The 18,049-nt window shown below is 45.3% G+C and carries 11 protein-coding genes, 1 tRNA gene, 2 rRNA genes and 1 pseudogene (1 of these 15 running past the window's edge); all 15 read left to right on the top strand.

From position 1 onward, the window contains the following. Positions 1–2,423: ribosomal RNA gene (locus tag NOC_RS09090) — 23S ribosomal RNA — on the top strand; it begins 488 nt to the left of the window's first position. Between the two features lie 59 nt (positions 2,424–2,482). Continuing rightward, positions 2,483–2,597 (top strand): 5S ribosomal RNA (rrf, locus tag NOC_RS09085). A gap of 158 nt (positions 2,598–2,755) precedes the next feature. After that, positions 2,756–4,180: a phospholipase D-like domain-containing protein gene (locus NOC_RS09080; protein WP_002809785.1), complete on the top strand. Its 1,425-nt coding sequence runs from the start codon at positions 2,756–2,758 to the stop codon at positions 4,178–4,180. A 188-nt stretch (positions 4,181–4,368) separates the two neighbouring features. Further along, positions 4,369–4,491, top strand: a pseudogene (locus tag NOC_RS16880) (IS5/IS1182 family transposase); the annotation flags it as partial. A 368-nt stretch (positions 4,492–4,859) separates the two neighbouring features. Next, positions 4,860–6,707, top strand: a complete 1,848-nt coding sequence (gene treZ, locus NOC_RS09075) for a malto-oligosyltrehalose trehalohydrolase (RefSeq protein WP_002809072.1) — start codon at positions 4,860–4,862, stop codon at positions 6,705–6,707. Positions 6,708–6,768: 61 nt separating this feature from the next. After that, positions 6,769–9,687 (top strand): malto-oligosyltrehalose synthase, encoded by a 2,919-nt coding sequence (gene treY, locus NOC_RS09070; protein WP_036497361.1) that lies wholly within the window; start codon positions 6,769–6,771, stop codon positions 9,685–9,687. Positions 9,688–9,871: 184 nt separating this feature from the next. Further along, positions 9,872–10,303, top strand: coding sequence for a hypothetical protein (locus tag NOC_RS09065; protein WP_231561745.1), 432 nt, complete (start codon positions 9,872–9,874; stop codon positions 10,301–10,303). 5 nt (positions 10,304–10,308) lie between these two features. Continuing rightward, a complete protein-coding gene (locus NOC_RS09060; RefSeq protein ID WP_244859943.1) occupies positions 10,309–10,710 on the top strand; it encodes a hypothetical protein in 402 nt (133 codons plus the stop codon). A 120-nt stretch (positions 10,711–10,830) separates the two neighbouring features. Continuing rightward, positions 10,831–10,916: transfer RNA gene (locus NOC_RS09055), tRNA-Leu, on the top strand. A 69-nt stretch (positions 10,917–10,985) separates the two neighbouring features. Beyond that, a complete protein-coding gene (gene tig / locus NOC_RS09050; protein WP_002809275.1) occupies positions 10,986–12,317 on the top strand; it encodes a trigger factor in 1,332 nt (443 codons plus the stop codon). Positions 12,318–12,353: 36 nt separating this feature from the next. Beyond that, on the top strand, positions 12,354–12,965 hold the full coding sequence (gene clpP, locus NOC_RS09045; RefSeq protein WP_002811362.1) for an ATP-dependent Clp endopeptidase proteolytic subunit ClpP: 612 nt from the start codon (positions 12,354–12,356) through the stop codon (positions 12,963–12,965). A gap of 103 nt (positions 12,966–13,068) precedes the next feature. Continuing rightward, complete coding sequence (gene clpX, locus NOC_RS09040) at positions 13,069–14,343, top strand: ATP-dependent Clp protease ATP-binding subunit ClpX (RefSeq protein WP_002809665.1); 1,275 nt, start codon at positions 13,069–13,071, stop codon at positions 14,341–14,343. A gap of 211 nt (positions 14,344–14,554) precedes the next feature. After that, positions 14,555–16,993, top strand: coding sequence for an endopeptidase La (gene lon, locus NOC_RS09035; protein ID WP_002809226.1), 2,439 nt, complete (start codon positions 14,555–14,557; stop codon positions 16,991–16,993). 14 nt (positions 16,994–17,007) lie between these two features. After that, positions 17,008–17,514, top strand: a complete 507-nt coding sequence (locus NOC_RS09030) for an SPOR domain-containing protein (protein WP_011330728.1) — start codon at positions 17,008–17,010, stop codon at positions 17,512–17,514. Positions 17,515–17,553: 39 nt separating this feature from the next. Further along, entirely contained in the window at positions 17,554–18,045 is a 492-nt protein-coding gene (locus NOC_RS09025; RefSeq protein WP_002810410.1) for a CvpA family protein, read from the top strand. Positions 18,046–18,049 lie beyond the last annotated feature (4 nt).

Genomic DNA, 18,049 nt, shown 5'->3' with positions numbered 1-18,049 from the left:
AGTGAAAGAGAATCTGAAACCGTATGCGTACAAGCAGTGGGAGCACCTTTAGGGGTGTGACTGCGTACCTTTTGTATAATGGGTCAGCGAGTTACTTTCAGTGGCAAGGTTAACCGAGAGAGGGGAGCCGAAGGGAAACCGAGTCTGAATAGGGCGAATATAGTCGCTGGGAGTAGACCCGAAACCGGGCGATCTAGCCATGGCCAGGGTGAAGGTGGGGTAATTCCCACTGGAGGCCCGAACCCACTGATGTTGAAAAATCAGGGGATGAGCTGTGGTTAGGAGTGAAAGGCTAAACAAGCTCGGAGATAGCTGGTTCTCCCCGAAAGCTATTTAGGTAGCGCCTCATGAATCACTCCTGGGGGTAGAGCACTGTTTCGGCTAGGGGGGCGTCTAGCCTTACCAAACCGAGGCAAACTCCGAATACCGGGAAGTGCAATCATGGGAGACACACAGCGGGTGATAAGGTCCGTTGTGGAAAGGGAAACAGCCCAGACCGTCAGCTAAGGTCCCAAAATTATCGCTAAGTGGGAAACGATGTGGGAAGGCGAAGACAGCCAGGAGGTTGGCTTAGAAGCAGCCATCCTTTAAAGAAAGCGTAATAGCTCACTGGTCGAGTCGGCCTGCGCGGAAGATGTACCGGGGCTCAAGCGATATACCGAAGCTACGGGTGCGAATTCTCTTTAAGGGGATTTGCGCGGTAGGGGAGCGTTCCGTAGGCTGTTGAAGGTGTGCCGGGAGGCATGCTGGAGGTATCGGAAGTGCGAATGCTGACATGAGTAACGATAAAGGGGGTGAGAGGCCCCCTCGCCGAAAGCCCAAGGGTTCCTGCGCAACGCTAATCGGCGCAGGGTGAGTCGGCCCCTAAGGCGAGGCCGAAAGGCGTAGTCGATGGGAAACCGGTTAATATTCCGGTACCCGTTATAACTGCGATGGGGTGACGGAGAAGGCTAGGCTGGCCGGGGGTTGGAAGTCCCGGTTCAAGCGTGTAGGGAGCGCTCTTAGGAAAAACCGGGAGCGCCTATTCCGAGGCGTGATGACGAGCCCCCTTAAAGGGGGTGAAGTGGTTGAGGCCCGGCTTCCAGGAAAAGCCTCTAAGCATCAGGTTATAGCGGACCGTACTCGAAACCGACACAGGTGGGTGGGGTGAGAATCCTCAGGCGCTTGAGAGAACTCGGGTGAAGGAACTCGGCAAATTAACACCGTAACTTCGGGAGAAGGTGTGCCCCCGGTAGGTGAAGGCCCTTGCGGCTGGAGCGGAAAGGGGTTGCAGTGACCAGGTGGCTGCGACTGTTTATTAAAAACACAGCACTCTGCAAACTCGTAAGAGGAAGTATAGGGTGTGACGCCTGCCCGGTGCCGGAAGGTTAAGTGATGAGGTCAGCCGCAAGGCGAAGCCTTTGAACGAAGCCCCGGTAAACGGCGGCCGTAACTATAACGGTCCTAAGGTAGCGAAATTCCTTGTCGGGTAAGTTCCGACCTGCACGAATGGCGTAACGATGGCCACACTGTCTCCACCCGAGACTCAGTGAAATTGAATTGGCTGTGAAGATGCAGTGTACCTGCGGCAAGACGGAAAGACCCCGTGAACCTTTACTATAGCTTTGCACTGGATTTTGAACCTGCTTGTGTAGGATAGGTGGGAGGCGGAGAAGCGTGATCGCCAGATTGCGTGGAGCCATCCTTGAAATACCACCCTGGCATGTTTGGAGTTCTAACCTAGGCCCGTTATCCGGGTTGGGGACAGTGCATGGTGGGTAGTTTGACTGGGGCGGTCTCCTCCTAAAGGGTAACGGAGGAGCGCGAAGGTACCCTCAGCGCGGTCGGAAATCGCGTAGTGAGTGCAAAGGCGAAAGGGTGCCTGACTGCGAGACGGACAGGTCGAGCAGGGGCGAAAGCCGGTCTTAGTGATCCGGTGGTTCTTAGTGGAAGGGCCATCGCTCAACGGATAAAAGGTACTCCGGGGATAACAGGCTGATACCGCCCAAGAGTTCATATCGACGGCGGTGTTTGGCACCTCGATGTCGGCTCATCACATCCTGGGGCTGTAGCAGGTCCCAAGGGTATGGCTGTTCGCCATTTAAAGTGGTACGCGAGCTGGGTTTAGAACGTCGTGAGACAGTTCGGTCCCTATCTGCCGTAGGCGTTGGAGATTTGAGAGGAGCTGCTCCTAGTACGAGAGGACCGGAGTGGACGGACCTCTGGTGTTCCGGTTGTCACGCCAGTGGCATTGCCGGGTAGCTATGTCCGGAAGGGATAACCGCTGAAGGCATCTAAGCGGGAAGCCTTCCTTAAGATGAGATCTCCCTGAACCTACGAGGTTCCTGAAGGGTCGTTGAAGACGACAACGTTGATAGGCGGGGTGTGGAAGCGCAGTAATGTGTGAAGCTAACCCGTACTAATGGCCCGTGAGGCTTGACCATATAACACCCAAGCAAGTTGGTTATTGTCTGACTTGAAAAAGCGAGACTTCCCCTTTTTGCCTGGTGGCCATAGCGAGTAGGCCCCACCCGATCCCATTCCGAACTCGGAAGTGAAACTGCTCAGCGCCGATGATAGTGTGGGGTTACCCATGTGAAAGTAGGTCACTGCCAGGCGCCTTATATGAAAGCCCCCGAAGGGATATATCCCTTCGGGGGCTTTTCTTTTCCTTGTTGCCCCTGCTAACATAAACGTTAGATTTACCTTAGAATTAAAAATTCTTTCCTATACAAACTTTAGTAAACTTAAAAATACACTCTTATATTTAGACTATATGCTCGGTGGGCTTATTGTTCTTTTTTTTCATTTTATTGTGGCGCCGTTTGCGGTTGTGCATGCACTATTATTTAAACGAGATCATCGCGCTGCGCTAGGCTGGGTTAGTGTTTCGGTTTTATTTCCCATTGCGGGTCCTGTGTTGTATTTTTTTTTTGGTGTGAACCGTATCCGCCACAGTGCCCGGGAAGTTACCGGCTGGAAATCTAAGTTGCCTTATTTCGGCTACGAGCGAGGCGATATATTTCTACCGCAAGTACCCCCCCCGCTGGAGGTAAATACTTATCCGTTAGCACATGTAGGGTGGCGTACAACAGCAACTCCGCTGATAGCAGGAAATGCCGTAAGTTTTCTTAAGAATGGCGATGCTTTTTACCCACGACTCATTGAAGCCATTAAGTCTGCACGGGTACGAGTTTGGATTTCCAGTTATATTTTTTCTGGCGATGGTATTGGTATGGAAATTGTCGCCGCCCTTACAAATGCCGTAGAACGAAATGTGGATACGCGCGTTTTGGTGGATGGTGTTGGCGCCTGGTATTCACTACATAGTTTACGGCGGTCTCTGAAAGGTACGGGAATTCGATATGCTGAGTTCCTGCCACCACGGCTATTGCCGCCATCGCTTCACATTAATCTACGTAATCATCGCAAGATCGCAATCATCGATATTGAATATGCCTTTTTTGGAGGTCTTAATATTGATAATCGTCATTTTGTTACTTCTCCCCGGATCGATAATCCACATGAGGATGTACATTTTGAATTATATGGTCCAGCAGCGATTAGTTTAGCCAAAGTTTTTTCCCATGATTGGTATGCCGCTACGCGTGAAATGCTTGTGGTAGCAGCTGGTAATAGAGAGAAAAGGGGTAACTCGTTTGCCCGGGTAATTGAAGATGGGCCGGATGAGGGTTTAGATCGGTTAGCTATGACTCTCCTTGGTTTGGTAGGTGGAGCATGTCGGCGAATTCGGATTATGACACCTTATTTTCTCCCCCACCGTGAGTTGGTAGGTGCTCTCCAAGGCGCGGCTGTGCGCGGGGTTGTTGTGGAAGTTCTGCTTCCTCAGCAGTCTAATCTACGTTATGTGGATTGGGCAACTCAGCATTCGTTGTGGGAGTTGTTACAGTGGGGAGTTCATATCAGCCTAAAGCCCTTACCGTTTGCCCATAGTAAACTTTTTATAGTGGACGATGACTATGTGCTTGCTGGCTCATCTAATCTTGATCCACGCAGTTTGAGGCTAAATTTCGAAATGGACGTAGAATTGTTCGATACCAAGCTAGCAGAGATTGTTAATGACTATTTTGATGATGCTTGGAAAGATGCGCGGGTGCTGCGATTAGAGGATTTAGATCAGCGCTCTGTTCTAACTCGGTTGCGGGATGGTTTCTTTTGGTTGTTTTCGGCTTATCTGTAATTAAGAAATTAAACAGGAGAAACCATTCGGGCATTAAAAGCTGTATATATTTCGAATGACACTAGCCCCAGTAGCTGCTGCCGATGAAAAGATAGCTGATGCATTCATAGAAATTCTTAATTAACATTTTATGATAATCCCTCCCATCCCAAGCTAGCTAAATAGTGTAATCGCGAGGCAGACACGATATATCAGACAAAACATGGGCATTGCTCGAGTTGCACCTTCCCGGGCGCAAGGGCAGTTGGGGCAGCAACGCCGTTTTTTGGATCATGCGTACGGGCGCACTGTGGCGTGATTTGCCACCAGGTTGAGGGCATTGGAGCAACCTGTTTTATCCGCTGGCGCGATAAGAGAATCTGGGAGAAACCGTCTTATTCTGAAACCACTTTAAAATGGTTTCGCCGTTGGCACTGCCGGGTAGCTATGTCCGGAAGGGATAACCGCTGAAGGCATCTAAGCGGGAAGCCTTCTGGTGCTCCGGTTGTCACGCCAGTTATTGGGGTAATTTAATCTCATCAATGTCCGTTCCTAGCTTCATAATCATCTATTACAAGATTTATATTATATCTCTTTCAATAATACAGGCAACCAATATTCCTTTCAAGATTGTGATACGTTTGCGTTTTTATAAACTATAGTTTAACTAAGCGGAATTTCAAAAAAGGTATTATAAAATATGCAGCACTGCCATGGTATGCCTTTTGGCGCTGAAGTGACAGAAAAAGGTACCGTGCGTTTTCGGTTATGGGCGCCTGCCGCTAAGCAAGTGGAGTTATGCTTGGAGGATACGCTAGAAGTAGTCCCCTTAGCTATGACTCCTAAAGAAGAGGGTTGGTTTGAGCTAGAAACTAAAGAGGCTGGTCCGGGCAGTTTATACTGCTATCAGATCAATGGTGGGATGCGGGTTCCTGATCCCGCTTCTCGATTTCAGCCCCAAGATATCCACGGTCCCAGCGAGGTGGTTGATCCAGCTACTTTTAAATGGCAGGAAGAGGGATGGAATGGACGACCTTGGGAAGAGGCCGTTATTTATGAAATCCATGTAGGAACTTTTACCCCAGAGGGTACTTTTCGAGGATTGGAGAGTCACCTGGAGCATCTAGCAAAATTAGGGGTAACCGCATTGGAACTGATGCCGGTTGCCGATTTCCCTGGCCGTTGGAATTGGGGTTACGATGGTGTTTCCTTGTTTGCACCAGATAGCCGTTATGGTCGGCCCCACGATCTCAAATCCCTTGTGCAAGCTGCCCATGCTTGTGGATTAATGATATTTTTAGACGTGGTGTATAATCATTTCGGTCCGGAAGGCAACTATCTCCATCAATATGCCCCAGACTTTTTTACAGAACGCCACCAAACTCCATGGGGGGCAGCTATCAATTTTGATGGGAAGAATGCCCATTGGGTCCGGCAGTTTTTTATCCATAATGCTCTCTTCTGGCTGGAGGAATACCAATTTGATGGCCTTCGGTTGGATGCGGTTCATGCGATTCAAGATGATTCTAAGTTCCATATTCTTGAAGAGTTGGCAGAGACGATTTTCTGCCATCTAGATTCCAGGCGGCGTATACATCTGGTGCTAGAAAATGATAATAATATAGCCCGTTACCTTACCCGGAAGCCTAACGGACAACCCCGTTGGTACACTGCGCAATGGAATGATGATATCCACCATGCCTTGCATGTACTCACCACTCAGGAAACTACAGGTTATTACTTAGACTATGCCGATCAGCCTATTGCTCATCTAGGCCGTTGTTTGAGCGAAGGTTTTGGTTATCAAGGGCAACATTCTCCTTACAGGGAAGGCAAACCCCGTGGCGAGCCTAGCAAGATTTTACCGCCAAGCGCTTTTGTAACCTTCTTTCAAAACCACGATCAAGTGGGTAACAGGGCTTTCGGTGAGCGAATAACGGCTTTAATAACACCTGAAGAAGTGAAGGCATTAACCGCGTTGCTATTGCTCTCTCCTTTCCCGCCCCTTTTATTTATGGGCCAGGAGTGGGGATCAACTCAACCCTTTCCTTTTTTTTGCGATTTTAGTGAGGATTTGGCTGCAAGTGTTCGGGAGGGTCGGCGAAGGGAATTCGCCCATTTTCCTGAATTCAATAATCCAGCGGCCCAAGAACGAATTCCGGATCCTACCGCTCAGGCGACCTTTGACAATGCTGTTTTAAACTGGACTCACGCAACCAATGGAAAAGGGAAAGAATGGTTTGAGTTACATCAAAATCTGCTAAAACTACGGCGCCAATGGATCATTCCCAGGCTAGCTGCTATGAGAAAAAACAACGGTTGTTATATACCCTTAGGTAAGCAGGCACTACAAGTTCGGTGGCAATTAGGCGATGGGGCACAATTAACAATATTAGCTAACTTAGGAAAAATTTCTATTTTCTTATCGACTCTCCCTTCCGGAGAAGTACTTTTTACCACCTTTTCAGATTTAAATAGGATACTTATCCACAAAAATCTGCCCCCTAAGACGGTAATTTGGTTTCTCAAAGAGAATTCCAGTGATTGAGGTGGCTAATTTTCCATCATATATAAGATAAAAGGCTTATTATAACCAAGGGAGTAAGGTCATCAAAATACCTCGTGCTACATACCGGCTGCAATTTAACGGTCAATTTACCTTTACTGATGCTGAGGCGGTTGTTCCCTATCTTCATAAATTGGGCGTGAGTCACTGCTATGCGTCCCCCTATCTCAAAGCCCGCTCAGGAAGCCCGCACGGCTATGATATCGTCGATCATAATGCGCTTAATCCAGAAATCGGCGATGAGGAAACGTTCTCCTCTTGGATCTCGGCCCTGCGCCACCATGGAATGGGGCAAATTCTTGACATCGTGCCTAATCATATGGGGGTGGGTGGCAATGATAATGTCTGGTGGCTTGATGTGCTGGAACATGGACCTGCTTCCGAATATGCTGGTTATTTTGATATTGATTGGCGTCCCATAAAAGAAGAATTGCGGGGCAAAGTATTATTGCCCTTGCTTGGAGATCACTATGGCAAGGTACTTGAAAAAGGTGAACTAGCGCTCGCCTTTGATCTCGAGCGGGGAGAATTTAGCCTTTACTTTTATCATCACCGGTTTCCTATTGATCCAAACACTTATCCAGATATTCTGGGATATCAAGTAGAACGACTAGCGGATCATTTCTCAGAAGAAGAAGTATCTTTTCTCGAATATCAAAGTCTTATCACGGCTTTTCAGCACCTTCCCTCTCGCCATGACACTAACGCCGAGAAGCGAGTTGAACGTCTCCGAGACTGTGCCATTTACAAACGACGCTTGGCAGAATCTTGCCGAAAATATCCTGCTATTGGAGCCTTTGTGCTGGATACTGTGGCGGCTTTCAATGGCGTGGCCGAGCAACCGGAGAGTTTTGATCGGCTGCACCATTTATTAGAGCGACAGGCCTACCGACTTGCCTATTGGCGAGTCGCTGCCGATGAAATTAACTATCGCCGCTTTTTTGATATCAATGATTTAGCTGGCCTGCGGATGGAAAACCAAGCGGTATTCGAAACTACTCATCGGTTTATTTTAGAGCTGGTCAAAAAAGGGGAAGTAGACGGGTTGAGGATCGATCATCCTGATGGACTTTACGATCCTCTTCGCTATTATCAGCACCTCAATCAGAAAATTACAGAAATAAAAGGTGAAGATGAAGATAAGGAAAATAACTTCCCCCATAAAACTTCTAAGCCTAATTACTATTTAGTTATTGAGAAAATCTTGGCTAGTTATGAATATCTCCCTGAAAACTGGCCTGTTTGTGGCACTAGTGGTTATGAATTTTCCTCCCTTAATAACGGATTATTTATATACCCTTCTTCCCAAAAAGAGTTTGAACAACTCTATAGTCGTTTTATCGGTCATTCCTGGGATTTCGATCAATTACTCTACGAGCGTAAAAAAATCATCATTCGGGTCCAGCTTTCCAGTGAACTTACGGTACTTGCCAATAGGCTTAATAGCATTGCTCAAAAGGATCGACATACCCGGGATTTTACTCTAAATGGACTACGTGAAGCATTAACAGAAGTGGTTGCTTGTTTTCCTGTTTATCGTACCTACGTGGCTAGAAATCAGGTTTCGGAAGAAGATAAGCGTTTTGTCCAATGGGCAGTGGCCCAAGCAAAAAAGAGGAGTCCCGCTGCTGATATCAGTATTTTGGACTTTATCCAAGCTATCCTCTTATTGGAGACTTCATTAAGGAGCGAGCTGTCTGAGGAAATTATTTCCTTTGTTATGCGATTCCAGCAATATACGGGGCCAGTTATGGCTAAGGCTCTTGAGGATACCGCATTATATATCTATAATTATTTGGTTTCCCTCAATGATGTCGGTAGTGATCCGAGAAATTTTGGAGTTTCTCTCTCTTCTTTTCATCGAGCTAACCAAGAAAGGGCACAACGCTGGCCTTATGGTATGGTAACTTCTTCGACCCATGACAGTAAGCGCAGTGAGGATGTGCGTGCTCGCCTCAATGTACTCTCTGAAATACCAGGAGAATGGCGTAAACGCTTAAGTCGCTGGACACGCATCAACCGCTCAAAAGTACGCAGATTAAATGGATTTCGAGCTCCAAGCCGGAATGACGAGTATCTATTTTACCAGACAGTGCTTGGTACTTGGCCTCTGCTTGGAATGAGTGAGGAGGGATTAGTCGATTTTCAAGGCCGCATTGAAGCCTATATGCTAAAAGCAATTAAAGAGGCTAAAGTTCATACTTCTTGGATAAATCCTGATGTGGAGTACGAAACAGCGGTAGTCCATTTTGTACGTAATGTTTTGGGTAACCTGGAAAAAAATCCTTTTTTACTGGATTTCATACCCTTTCAGAAGCGAGTAGCAGGGTTTGGTTTATTGAATGGATTATCCCAGCTTTTATTAAAATTGACCGTTCCCGGTGTACCAGATATTTATCAGGGTAATGAACTTTGGGAATTCCAGCTTGTTGATCCCGATAACCGTCATCCTGTGGACTTTGTGCTAAGGCAACGAATGCTCCAGCATTTAATGCTGCTGACTCACTCAAAACAGCCTTTGAAATCTCATACTTACGAACTGCTGAGAACGAAAGAAGATAGCCTGGTAAAGCTTTATCTGACTTGGAAAACCCTATCTTTTCGTGCTAAGTTTCCCTTGCTTTTTGAAAAGGGGGACTATACTTCGCTGTCTGTTCAGGGAACCAAAGCAGAGCATCTTTGCGCATTCGCAAGAAGACATCAGGATAAAATAGTACTTTCTATCACTCCCCGGTGGTTTGCGCTTTTAGGCAGCAACGGGGATGGGTTGCCACTTGGTGAGTCGCTGTGGAAAGGGACTTGGGTGGAAATCCCGGAAGTCAATGGGCACAAAAAATTCACTAATGTATTGACTGATGAAATAGTAACGATTGTGCAGGACAAGGGGAAAAACTATATTCCCGCAAATAAGCTATTTGAAAGTTTTTCCGTGGCACTGCTTTTTAGCCTTAGATCATTTTAGAATTCTCCTGTATAACCGACTTTAAGGTCAGGTTCATTTATTAATTTTTATTTTTAGCTGAGAAGCGTGTCGATTTATTATGCTTATGAGACCGCTAATGGTTTGGTTATTCCTGCTCGCTCTTTTTCTTATTTTTCTAGTCCCGGCTAAATTTCGCCTCCAGACATTAGGAGGCATTATCTTATTGACTTTAATTGGATTTTTTGTCTCTCAACCTGAGGAAGAAAAAACTAAGAAAGTTAGAAATCTTATTCCTATCGAGCAGGTGGAATTTATTGCGATTGAGTTTCAACCCAGACCTGGCGTCGGCCAAGAGCTGGTTGGAGAGATTTTAAATCATTCTTCTTCTTATGCACTTACTGGGCTTGGAATCCGATTGATCATCAAGGACTGTATTGAAAATAACGAGGAATCTCAAAAGATTTGCAGTGTTTTAGAAGAAACTCAAGCAGATCTATCGCTATTCGCCCCGCCCAAAGAAAAGCGTAAGTTTAAAAAACGTCTGTATCTTAGGGAACTACATGCACGGGGAGACATACAATGGGAGTATGTAATTCTTTATACCGAAACCAGGAAGAGAAGGTTCTGGGAAAGCCTTCCTTTTTTCCAGGATTGAAAGTTTTGTTTTTAGGAATAGGCTTGTTTGCTGGGTGTGTCAGCAGCGGGTTTACGAAGGATCGCCTTATTACTCTGGAAGATGCGATTCAGTCTTATGCTTCCGGTATACGTTGGCAACATTATGAAATTTTAGATACTTTAGTACGGCCTCGAAATGGGCAACCTAAGCCTGTTTCCCGGGAATTCTTGAACAGTGCTCGGATAACTAGGTATGAGGTTCGTAGGCGGCAGTTATCGGAAGATGGACTAACGGCTAAAGTCACTATCAAGTTTAATTACTATTACCCGGACGATAACGTTATCCGGACTCTTAATGATCAGCAGGGTTGGTGGTATGAAGAAGAGTCGCAGCGTTGGTTTTTAGAGAAGTTGCCAAATTTTACGCAGGCATCACCTTCTCTTTAATACCCCCTCTCAAAGATTAGTATGGAGCTCTCAAAACCTATATAGTATATTATAAGCTATTTTTCTTTAAAAAATATGTTATATATGTGCTAATAATGCCTGTTAATCATTAGGCATTGCGCGAAAGTGGCGGAATCGGTAGACGCGCTGGTTTTAGGTACCAGTGGGGGAATCCCGTGAGAGTTCGAGTCTCTCCTTTCGCACCATTAACTGCTTTGCTATGCTTCTTTATAAGCGTAATTAAACCACTACAAATAGTTTGAGGTAATATATTTATGCAGGTCACGGTAGAAGCGACCGGCGAACTAGAACGGCGCTTGACCATCACATTGCCGGGGAGTGATTTTGAGAGTAAGGTGCAAGAACGTCTACGTTCCATGGTTCCAAGGATAAAAATGGATGGTTTCCGTCCTGGCAAAGTTCCTTATAAGGTGGTAGAACGCCGGTATGGTTCAGCTGTACGCCAAGAAGTATCGGATGAATTTGTTCGGGATAGTTTTCGTGACGCAATCAAACAGGAATCTTTGCGGCCTGCTGGAATGCCGCAGATTGAACCACCTCAGCTAGAAGCAGGCGAATCTTTTGCCTATACCGTAACCTTCGAAGTATTACCAGAGATTGAGTCTGTTAAGCTTGAGGGAATTAAGATCAAACAGCCACGGGCTGAAGTTACCGATAAGGATATCGAGGGGGTTTTAAAGAAGCTACAGGAACAGCATATAGAATGGGAACCAATGGAACGTCCAGCTCAAGAAGCGGATGGGGTAACCATTACTTATCATGGGAGTATTGAAGGGAAACCTTTTCCAGGCGGAAGCAAAGAGAATTTTTTTGTTATTTTGGGTAAAGGAACAACTCTCAAGGAATTTGAAGAACACTTAATAGGCGTTAACAAGGGTCAAGAACTTACTTTTGAGATCACTTTTCCTGAACACTATGGCAACCAGGAATTAGCAGGTAAAAAAGCGAGTTTTGCAGTGAAAGTTATTTCCGTGACAGCGCCTCGGTTACCCGAGATTAATGAGGATTTTGCAGAGAAGCTCGGTGTTAAGGAGGGGGGAGTAGCGGCCCTACGCCAGGAAATTAAGGCTTCAATGACGCGAAACTTGGAACAAGCCGTTCGTGATCGCGTAAGAGAGCAAATTATGGATGGCCTATTAGTTGCTAATCCTACCACTTTGCCAATATCCTTGGTGAAGGAGGAAACAAGCATTTTGCTTGAACAAGCTAAAAATAATTTAGCTAAACAGGGGGTTAACCCGCAAGAAATTTCTTTGGATGAATCGCCATTCGTGGAACAGGCGCGTAGACGGGTGGCTCTAAGATTAATTTTTAGTACTATCTTAGAAAAGCAAGAAATTAAGGCGGATCAGGATAAAATAAAGCAAAGAGTCACAGAGCTTGCAGCAAGTTATGAGGACCCAGAGGAGTTTTCTCGATGGATATTTAGTGATCGAGAACGCCTTTCAGAGATTGAAAACGCCGTTATGGAAACTCAGATCATAGATTGGGTACTGGATCAGGTTGAAGTTTTAGATAAATCAATGAGTTTCGAAGAGGTAGTAAATCCTCAGATTTCCTCGGCCAAGGAGAAGGTTCAGGATTAACGAAGTGGTTAATGAAAACTTAAAGGTAGAAATTGTATGATCGATAGCCTCAATACGTTAGTTCCCATGGTCGTGGAGCAAACAGCTCGCGGGGAACGCGCTTATGATATCTATTCCCGGCTACTTAAGGAGCGAGTAGTATTCTTGGTGGGGCCAGTTGAAGATCATATGGCGAATTTGGTTGTTGCCCAATTGCTTTTTCTAGAATCTGAGAATCCTGACAAAGATATTCATCTTTATATTAATTCTCCAGGGGGATCGGTAACCGCTGGACTATCCATTTATGATACGATGCAATTTATTAAACCTGATGTAAGCACTCTTTGCGTTGGGCAAGCGGCTAGTATGGGAGCAGTGTTGTTAGCAGGGGGAGCGGGGGGAAAACGCCATTGCTTGCCCCATTCACGGCTTCTCATTCACCAACCTTTAGGTGGATTCCAAGGGCAAGCCACGGACATTGACATTCATGCGCGGGAGATTCTGCTGGTTCGGGAGCGTTTAAATCATATTCTTGCTAAGCATACCGGTCAGCCGATTGAAAAAATTCAACATGATACCGATCGCGACTATTTTATGAGTGCAACTGAATCATTGGCTTATGGGTTAGTTGACTCAGTGCTTAAGCAACGTGCTGAAATATCGCTTTAGGAAACTTAGTTGTGAGGGAACCACGAAACTTAACTGGCTCTCTAATAGAAATAACAGGTTGAAGCCACTTGTTTACCTGAGAATTTTGCAGGAAAGATAAGTCATGAATAACGACAAGCCCCGTAGAGGTGATGATGATAGATTGCTTTACTGCTCTTTTTGCGGTAAAAGCCAGCACGAGGTGCGAAAACTCATTGCGGGCCCCTCTGTTTTCATCTGCGATGAATGTGTCGAGCTTTGCAATGACATCATTCGCGAGGAAATGCAGGATAGGCTCTCCTCCGGCAAGAGCAGCCATCTCCCTACACCCCATGAAATTAGGGATATCCTGAACCAGTATGTTATTGGTCAAAATCATGCTAAAAAAGTACTATCGGTAGCTGTTTACAATCACTACAAACGCCTTCAGTTAGGCAAAAAGAACGATGACGTTGAGTTATCAAAAAGTAATATTTTACTTATCGGGCCTACGGGCAGTGGTAAGACCCTGCTTGCGGAGACGCTAGCGCGCTTATTGGATGTTCCATTTACTATTGCTGATGCTACCACCTTGACCGAGGCAGGCTATGTTGGCGAAGATGTGGAGAATATTATCCAGAAACTGCTGCAAAAATGCGATTATGATGTTGAAAAAGCCCAAACAGGCATTGTGTATGTTGATGAAATAGATAAGATTTCTCGTAAGTCTGATAATCCATCTATTACTCGCGATGTCTCTGGTGAAGGCGTACAGCAAGCTTTGCTTAAATTGATCGAAGGAACGATAGCCTCGGTGCCGCCTCAGGGGGGGCGAAAACATCCGCAGCAAGAATTCCTACAGGTCAATACAGCTAATATTCTTTTTATTTGTGGCGGCGCTTTTGCCGGCCTTGAGAAAATTATCCGGGATCGCTCCAAGAAAGGAGGTATCGGTTTCTCTGCTGAGGTTAAGAGTGTTGAAGATAAGCGGAGTATGGGGGAGGTTTTGCAGGCCGTGGAGCCGGAAGACCTTATTAAGTATGGCCTGATTCCTGAATTTGTAGGGCGTATGCCAGTGGTTGCAACTCTGGATGAACTAGATGAGGCTGCACTTATCCGTATTCTTAGAGAACCCAAGAATGCTCTTACCAAGCAATTTGCCCGCTTGTTTGAAATGGAAAACTGCAAGGTTGAGTTTCGCGAAGATGCGTTGCGGGCAGTTGCAACTAAGGCAATGGAGCTTAAAACCGGTGCCCGAGGATTGCGTTCCATCCTTGAAAACGTCCTGCTCGATACGATGTACGATCTCCCATCAATGGACCATGTTAGTAAAGTGGTGATTGATGAAAGTGTGGTTAAAGGAGAAGCGGAGCCGTTATTAATCTATGAAAATCAGGAAACTAAAGCGGCTTCGGATTAATAACCCTGGCGTAAGAGCCTTGGGATGTTTGTTTCATGATGGCTTCGTTATAGCCAGTTGATTTTATGAGATACACCCCCATATAAGTGAAGGGACTCCTTCTTGTTTAGGTAAGCCTTACTATCGGCAGAAGTTCGTTTCTTGTACCTAGATACCGCGAGTTGAAGCAGCTAGCTTTAGTCTACTTTCAAATACATTGAGGTTTTCCAGCATGGAGAAAGACGGCACGAAGACCAATGCAGTTAAAGCCAGAGGGATTTCTACCCCGGTGTTACCGTTGCGTGATGTCGTTGTTTACCCCTATATGGTTATTCCCCTTTTCGTGGGACGTGAAAAATCTATTAGAGCACTTGAGGCGGCAATTGAGGCCAATCAACAAATATTGTTGGTGGCCCAGAAGAACCCTGTCCAGGATGATCCTCAGCTTGAGGATATTTACGGTATCGGAACACTAGCTAATATATTACAACTGCTTAAACTTCCCGATGGAACGGTAAAAGTGCTCGTGGAAGGCAGTGAGAGAGCTCAGATTAATCAGTATATCGGTACGGAAGATTATTTTTGCGCACAATTATTTCATTATAAAAATGTTGGAGAGGATAATCGAGAAACAGAAATACTTACCCGCTCTTTGCTTAACCAGTTTGAGCAATACGTTAAGCTTAACAAAAAAGTGCCGCCTGAAATTCTATCTTCGCTTTCAAGTATTGATGATTCAGGCCGTCTGGCGGATACCATTGCTGCCCATATGGCACTTAAAATAGAGGAAAAGCAGGCTGTTCTAGAAATTAATAACGTTCGAGAACGCTTAGAGCACTTATTAGGTCTTCTGGAATCAGAAATTGATATTCTCCAAGTAGAGAAACGTATTCGTGGACGTGTTAAGCGGCAAATGGAGAAAAGCCAACGTGAATATTATTTAAATGAGCAAGCGAAGGCTATTCAAAAGGAATTAAGTGAGCTTGAAGATGTGCCTAATGAAATCGAAGAACTTACTAATAAGATTGAAAAAGCAGGCATGTCGAAGGAAGCCAAGGCTAAAGCTGTGGTGGAGCTGAATAAGTTGCAGTTGATGTCACCCATGTCCGCCGAAGCGACGGTAGTACGCAACTATATCGATTGGTTGGTAAGCGTGCCTTGGAAAAAAAGAAATCGAGTTCGTTTAAATTTGACTAAGGCAGAGGCGGTGCTTGAAGATGATCATTACGGCTTAGAAAAGGTGAAGGAGCGAATCCTTGAATACCTAGCTGTACAGCAACGGGTAAAGCAGCTTAAAGGACCTATATTATGCTTGGTGGGTCCTCCCGGGGTAGGAAAAACCTCTATCGCGCGCTCCATTGCTCGAGCAACCAACCGCAAATTTGTTCGTATGTCTTTGGGGGGCGTCCGTGATGAAGCTGAAATCCGAGGACATCGCCGCACTTATATTGGCTCGATGCCTGGCAAGATTATCCAAAACTTAGCTAAAAATGGCACCCGAAATCCCTTATTTCTTCTGGATGAAGTTGACAAGATGGCAATGGATTTTCGTGGTGATCCTGCGTCGGCACTATTAGAAGTTCTAGATCCTGAGCAGAACAACACCTTTAATGATCATTACCTAGAGGTGGATTATGATCTCTCAGAAATCATGTTTGTGACTACTGCGAATACTTTAAATATTCCGGGACCTTTGCTTGATAGGATGGAAGTTATTCGGATCTCGGGTTATACGGAAGATGAGAAAATCAATATTGCTACCCGTTATCTTGTTCCAAAGTCAACTAAGGCTAATGGCCTTAGGAAGGGAGAAATTAACCTGTCTGAAGGCGCAGTAAAGGATATTATTCGTTACTACACAAGGGAAGCTGGCGTCCGGAACTTAGAGCGAGAGATTTCTAAGATTTGCCGTAAAGTAGTGAAGCGGATTCAATTAAAGCCAAATGTTAAAAAAATTGCCGTAAGCGCTCGTAATTTAGATACTTTTTTAGGAGTAAAACAATACCGTTTTGGGCGGGCTGATGAACAAGATCGAGTAGGTCAAGTGACAGGATTAGCCTGGACAGAGGTAGGCGGGGATTTGCTTACGATCGAGTCGGCAGTAATACCTGGCAAGGGAAAGGCGACCTATACCGGACAATTAGGTGAGGTTATGCAAGAATCAATCCAAGCGGCAACTACAGTGGTACGTCATAGAGCTGAATGGCTAGGTATTGATCCCAATTTTTATCAAAATTATGATATCCATGTCCATGTACCAGAAGGTGCGATTCCCAAAGACGGTCCAAGCGCAGGAATCGGCATGTGCACAGCGTTAGTTTCAGCCCTGACTGATATTCCTGTACGAGCCAATGTGGCAATGACGGGGGAGATTACTCTGCGAGGAGAGGTACTTCCCATTGGTGGAGTAAAGGAGAAGCTGCTCGCGGCCTTACGGGGCGGCATTGAAATTGTGCTCATTCCAGAAGAGAATTGTAAAGATTTAGCTGAAATCCCAAAAAACATCACCCAGAATCTTGATATTCGCCCTATTAAATGGGTTGAAGATGTCTTTACTATTGCCTTGCAGCGCATGCCCGAAGAGAAAAAGAGCAATGATGAACCGATTGTAAATAAAAAAGGGGAAACTATCGGACGCCGAGGAAAATCAGCATTAGTAAGAACCCACTAAGTATGTATTAAGCGGTGCTAAATAAGAATCTAAAACAAAGGCTGATCGGGGCGTCTGTGCTAATTGGGGTGGGAATAATTATAATTCCTGTATTGCTTGGAGAATCTACCGAGATTCTTCCTGAATATAAAGATTCTGAGGGGGGCGATAATCTTTCCTCAGAATTGGAAAAGTCTACTTTCACCTCTACCGTTAAAAAATTACCAACTCAGGATGGAAAAAAGCTGCCAAGTGTTGTTTCTGCGAAGGAAGAACAGTCTTCTGCATCATCCTCAAAAGAGACAAAATGGTTCATTCAAATAGGTAGTTTCGGCCATCGTGAAAACGCACTACGGATACATCGCGATGTAACCTCCTTTGGCTATAAAGCCTTTATAGAAACAGCAAAAAAAGGGGGGGAAACGATTTATAAGGTTCGAGTGGGTCCAGAAAAAGATGGAATACGTGCCAAAGAGATCAAGCAGGAGTTAGAGCGTCGGTTGCAAACCAAAGCTTTTGTTATTTCACCCTCTGATGGTTAAAGTAGGTATAGTAAATTTCCCTACGATAAGGATAGGCTATTGATCTGGGTAGATTATATAATTATTGGAATTATTTTTCTATCGGGGCTTTTCAGTTTAGCAAGGGGATTTTTCAAAGAGACTTTATCTTTAATAGCTTGGGTAATGGCTTTCTGGATCGGCTTAAATTTCTCGCCTCAAACGGCTGAATGGCTTGCTGATTTAATCATGGTTCCACCTTCACTACGGTTAGCAATTGCTTTTCTTCTCCTCTTGCTAGCCACTTTGTTATTGGCTGCGATCGTAAATTATCTCATTGTCAAGTTGGTGCATACAACAGGGCTAACGGGTACAGATAGAATTTTTGGGCTTGCCTTCGGTATTGTACGCGGTGTAGCTATTATAACAGTATTGGTGATTTTAGCAGGAATGACCCCTATGCCCCAGGATCCATGGTGGCGAAATTCGCAATTGCTTAATTATTTTCAAGGACTTGCTCTTTGGGTACGTAGCTTTATGCCTCCTGATATTGCTGGACATATCCAATTTTAAATGA

Origin of the sequence: Nitrosococcus oceani ATCC 19707 (assembly GCF_000012805.1) — a bacterium.
Classification (GTDB): Bacteria; Pseudomonadota; Gammaproteobacteria; order Nitrosococcales; family Nitrosococcaceae; genus Nitrosococcus; species Nitrosococcus oceani.
Note: the sequence above shows the minus strand (reverse complement) of the source record. Positions and strands in the feature narration are given on the sequence as shown.

Bases quoted from the DNA above. Each gene is read 5' to 3' on its own strand.
- NOC_RS09080 (WP_002809785.1), top strand. From the start codon at position 2,756: ATGCTCGGTGGGCTTATTGTTCTTTTTTTTCATTTTATTGTGGCGCCG.
- treZ (WP_002809072.1), top strand. From the start codon at position 4,860: ATGCAGCACTGCCATGGTATGCCTTTTGGCGCTGAAGTGACAGAAAAA.
- tig (WP_002809275.1), top strand. From the start codon at position 10,986: ATGCAGGTCACGGTAGAAGCGACCGGCGAACTAGAACGGCGCTTGACC.
- clpP (WP_002811362.1), top strand. From the start codon at position 12,354: ATGATCGATAGCCTCAATACGTTAGTTCCCATGGTCGTGGAGCAAACA.
- clpX (WP_002809665.1), top strand. From the start codon at position 13,069: ATGAATAACGACAAGCCCCGTAGAGGTGATGATGATAGATTGCTTTAC.
- lon (WP_002809226.1), top strand. From the start codon at position 14,555: ATGGAGAAAGACGGCACGAAGACCAATGCAGTTAAAGCCAGAGGGATT.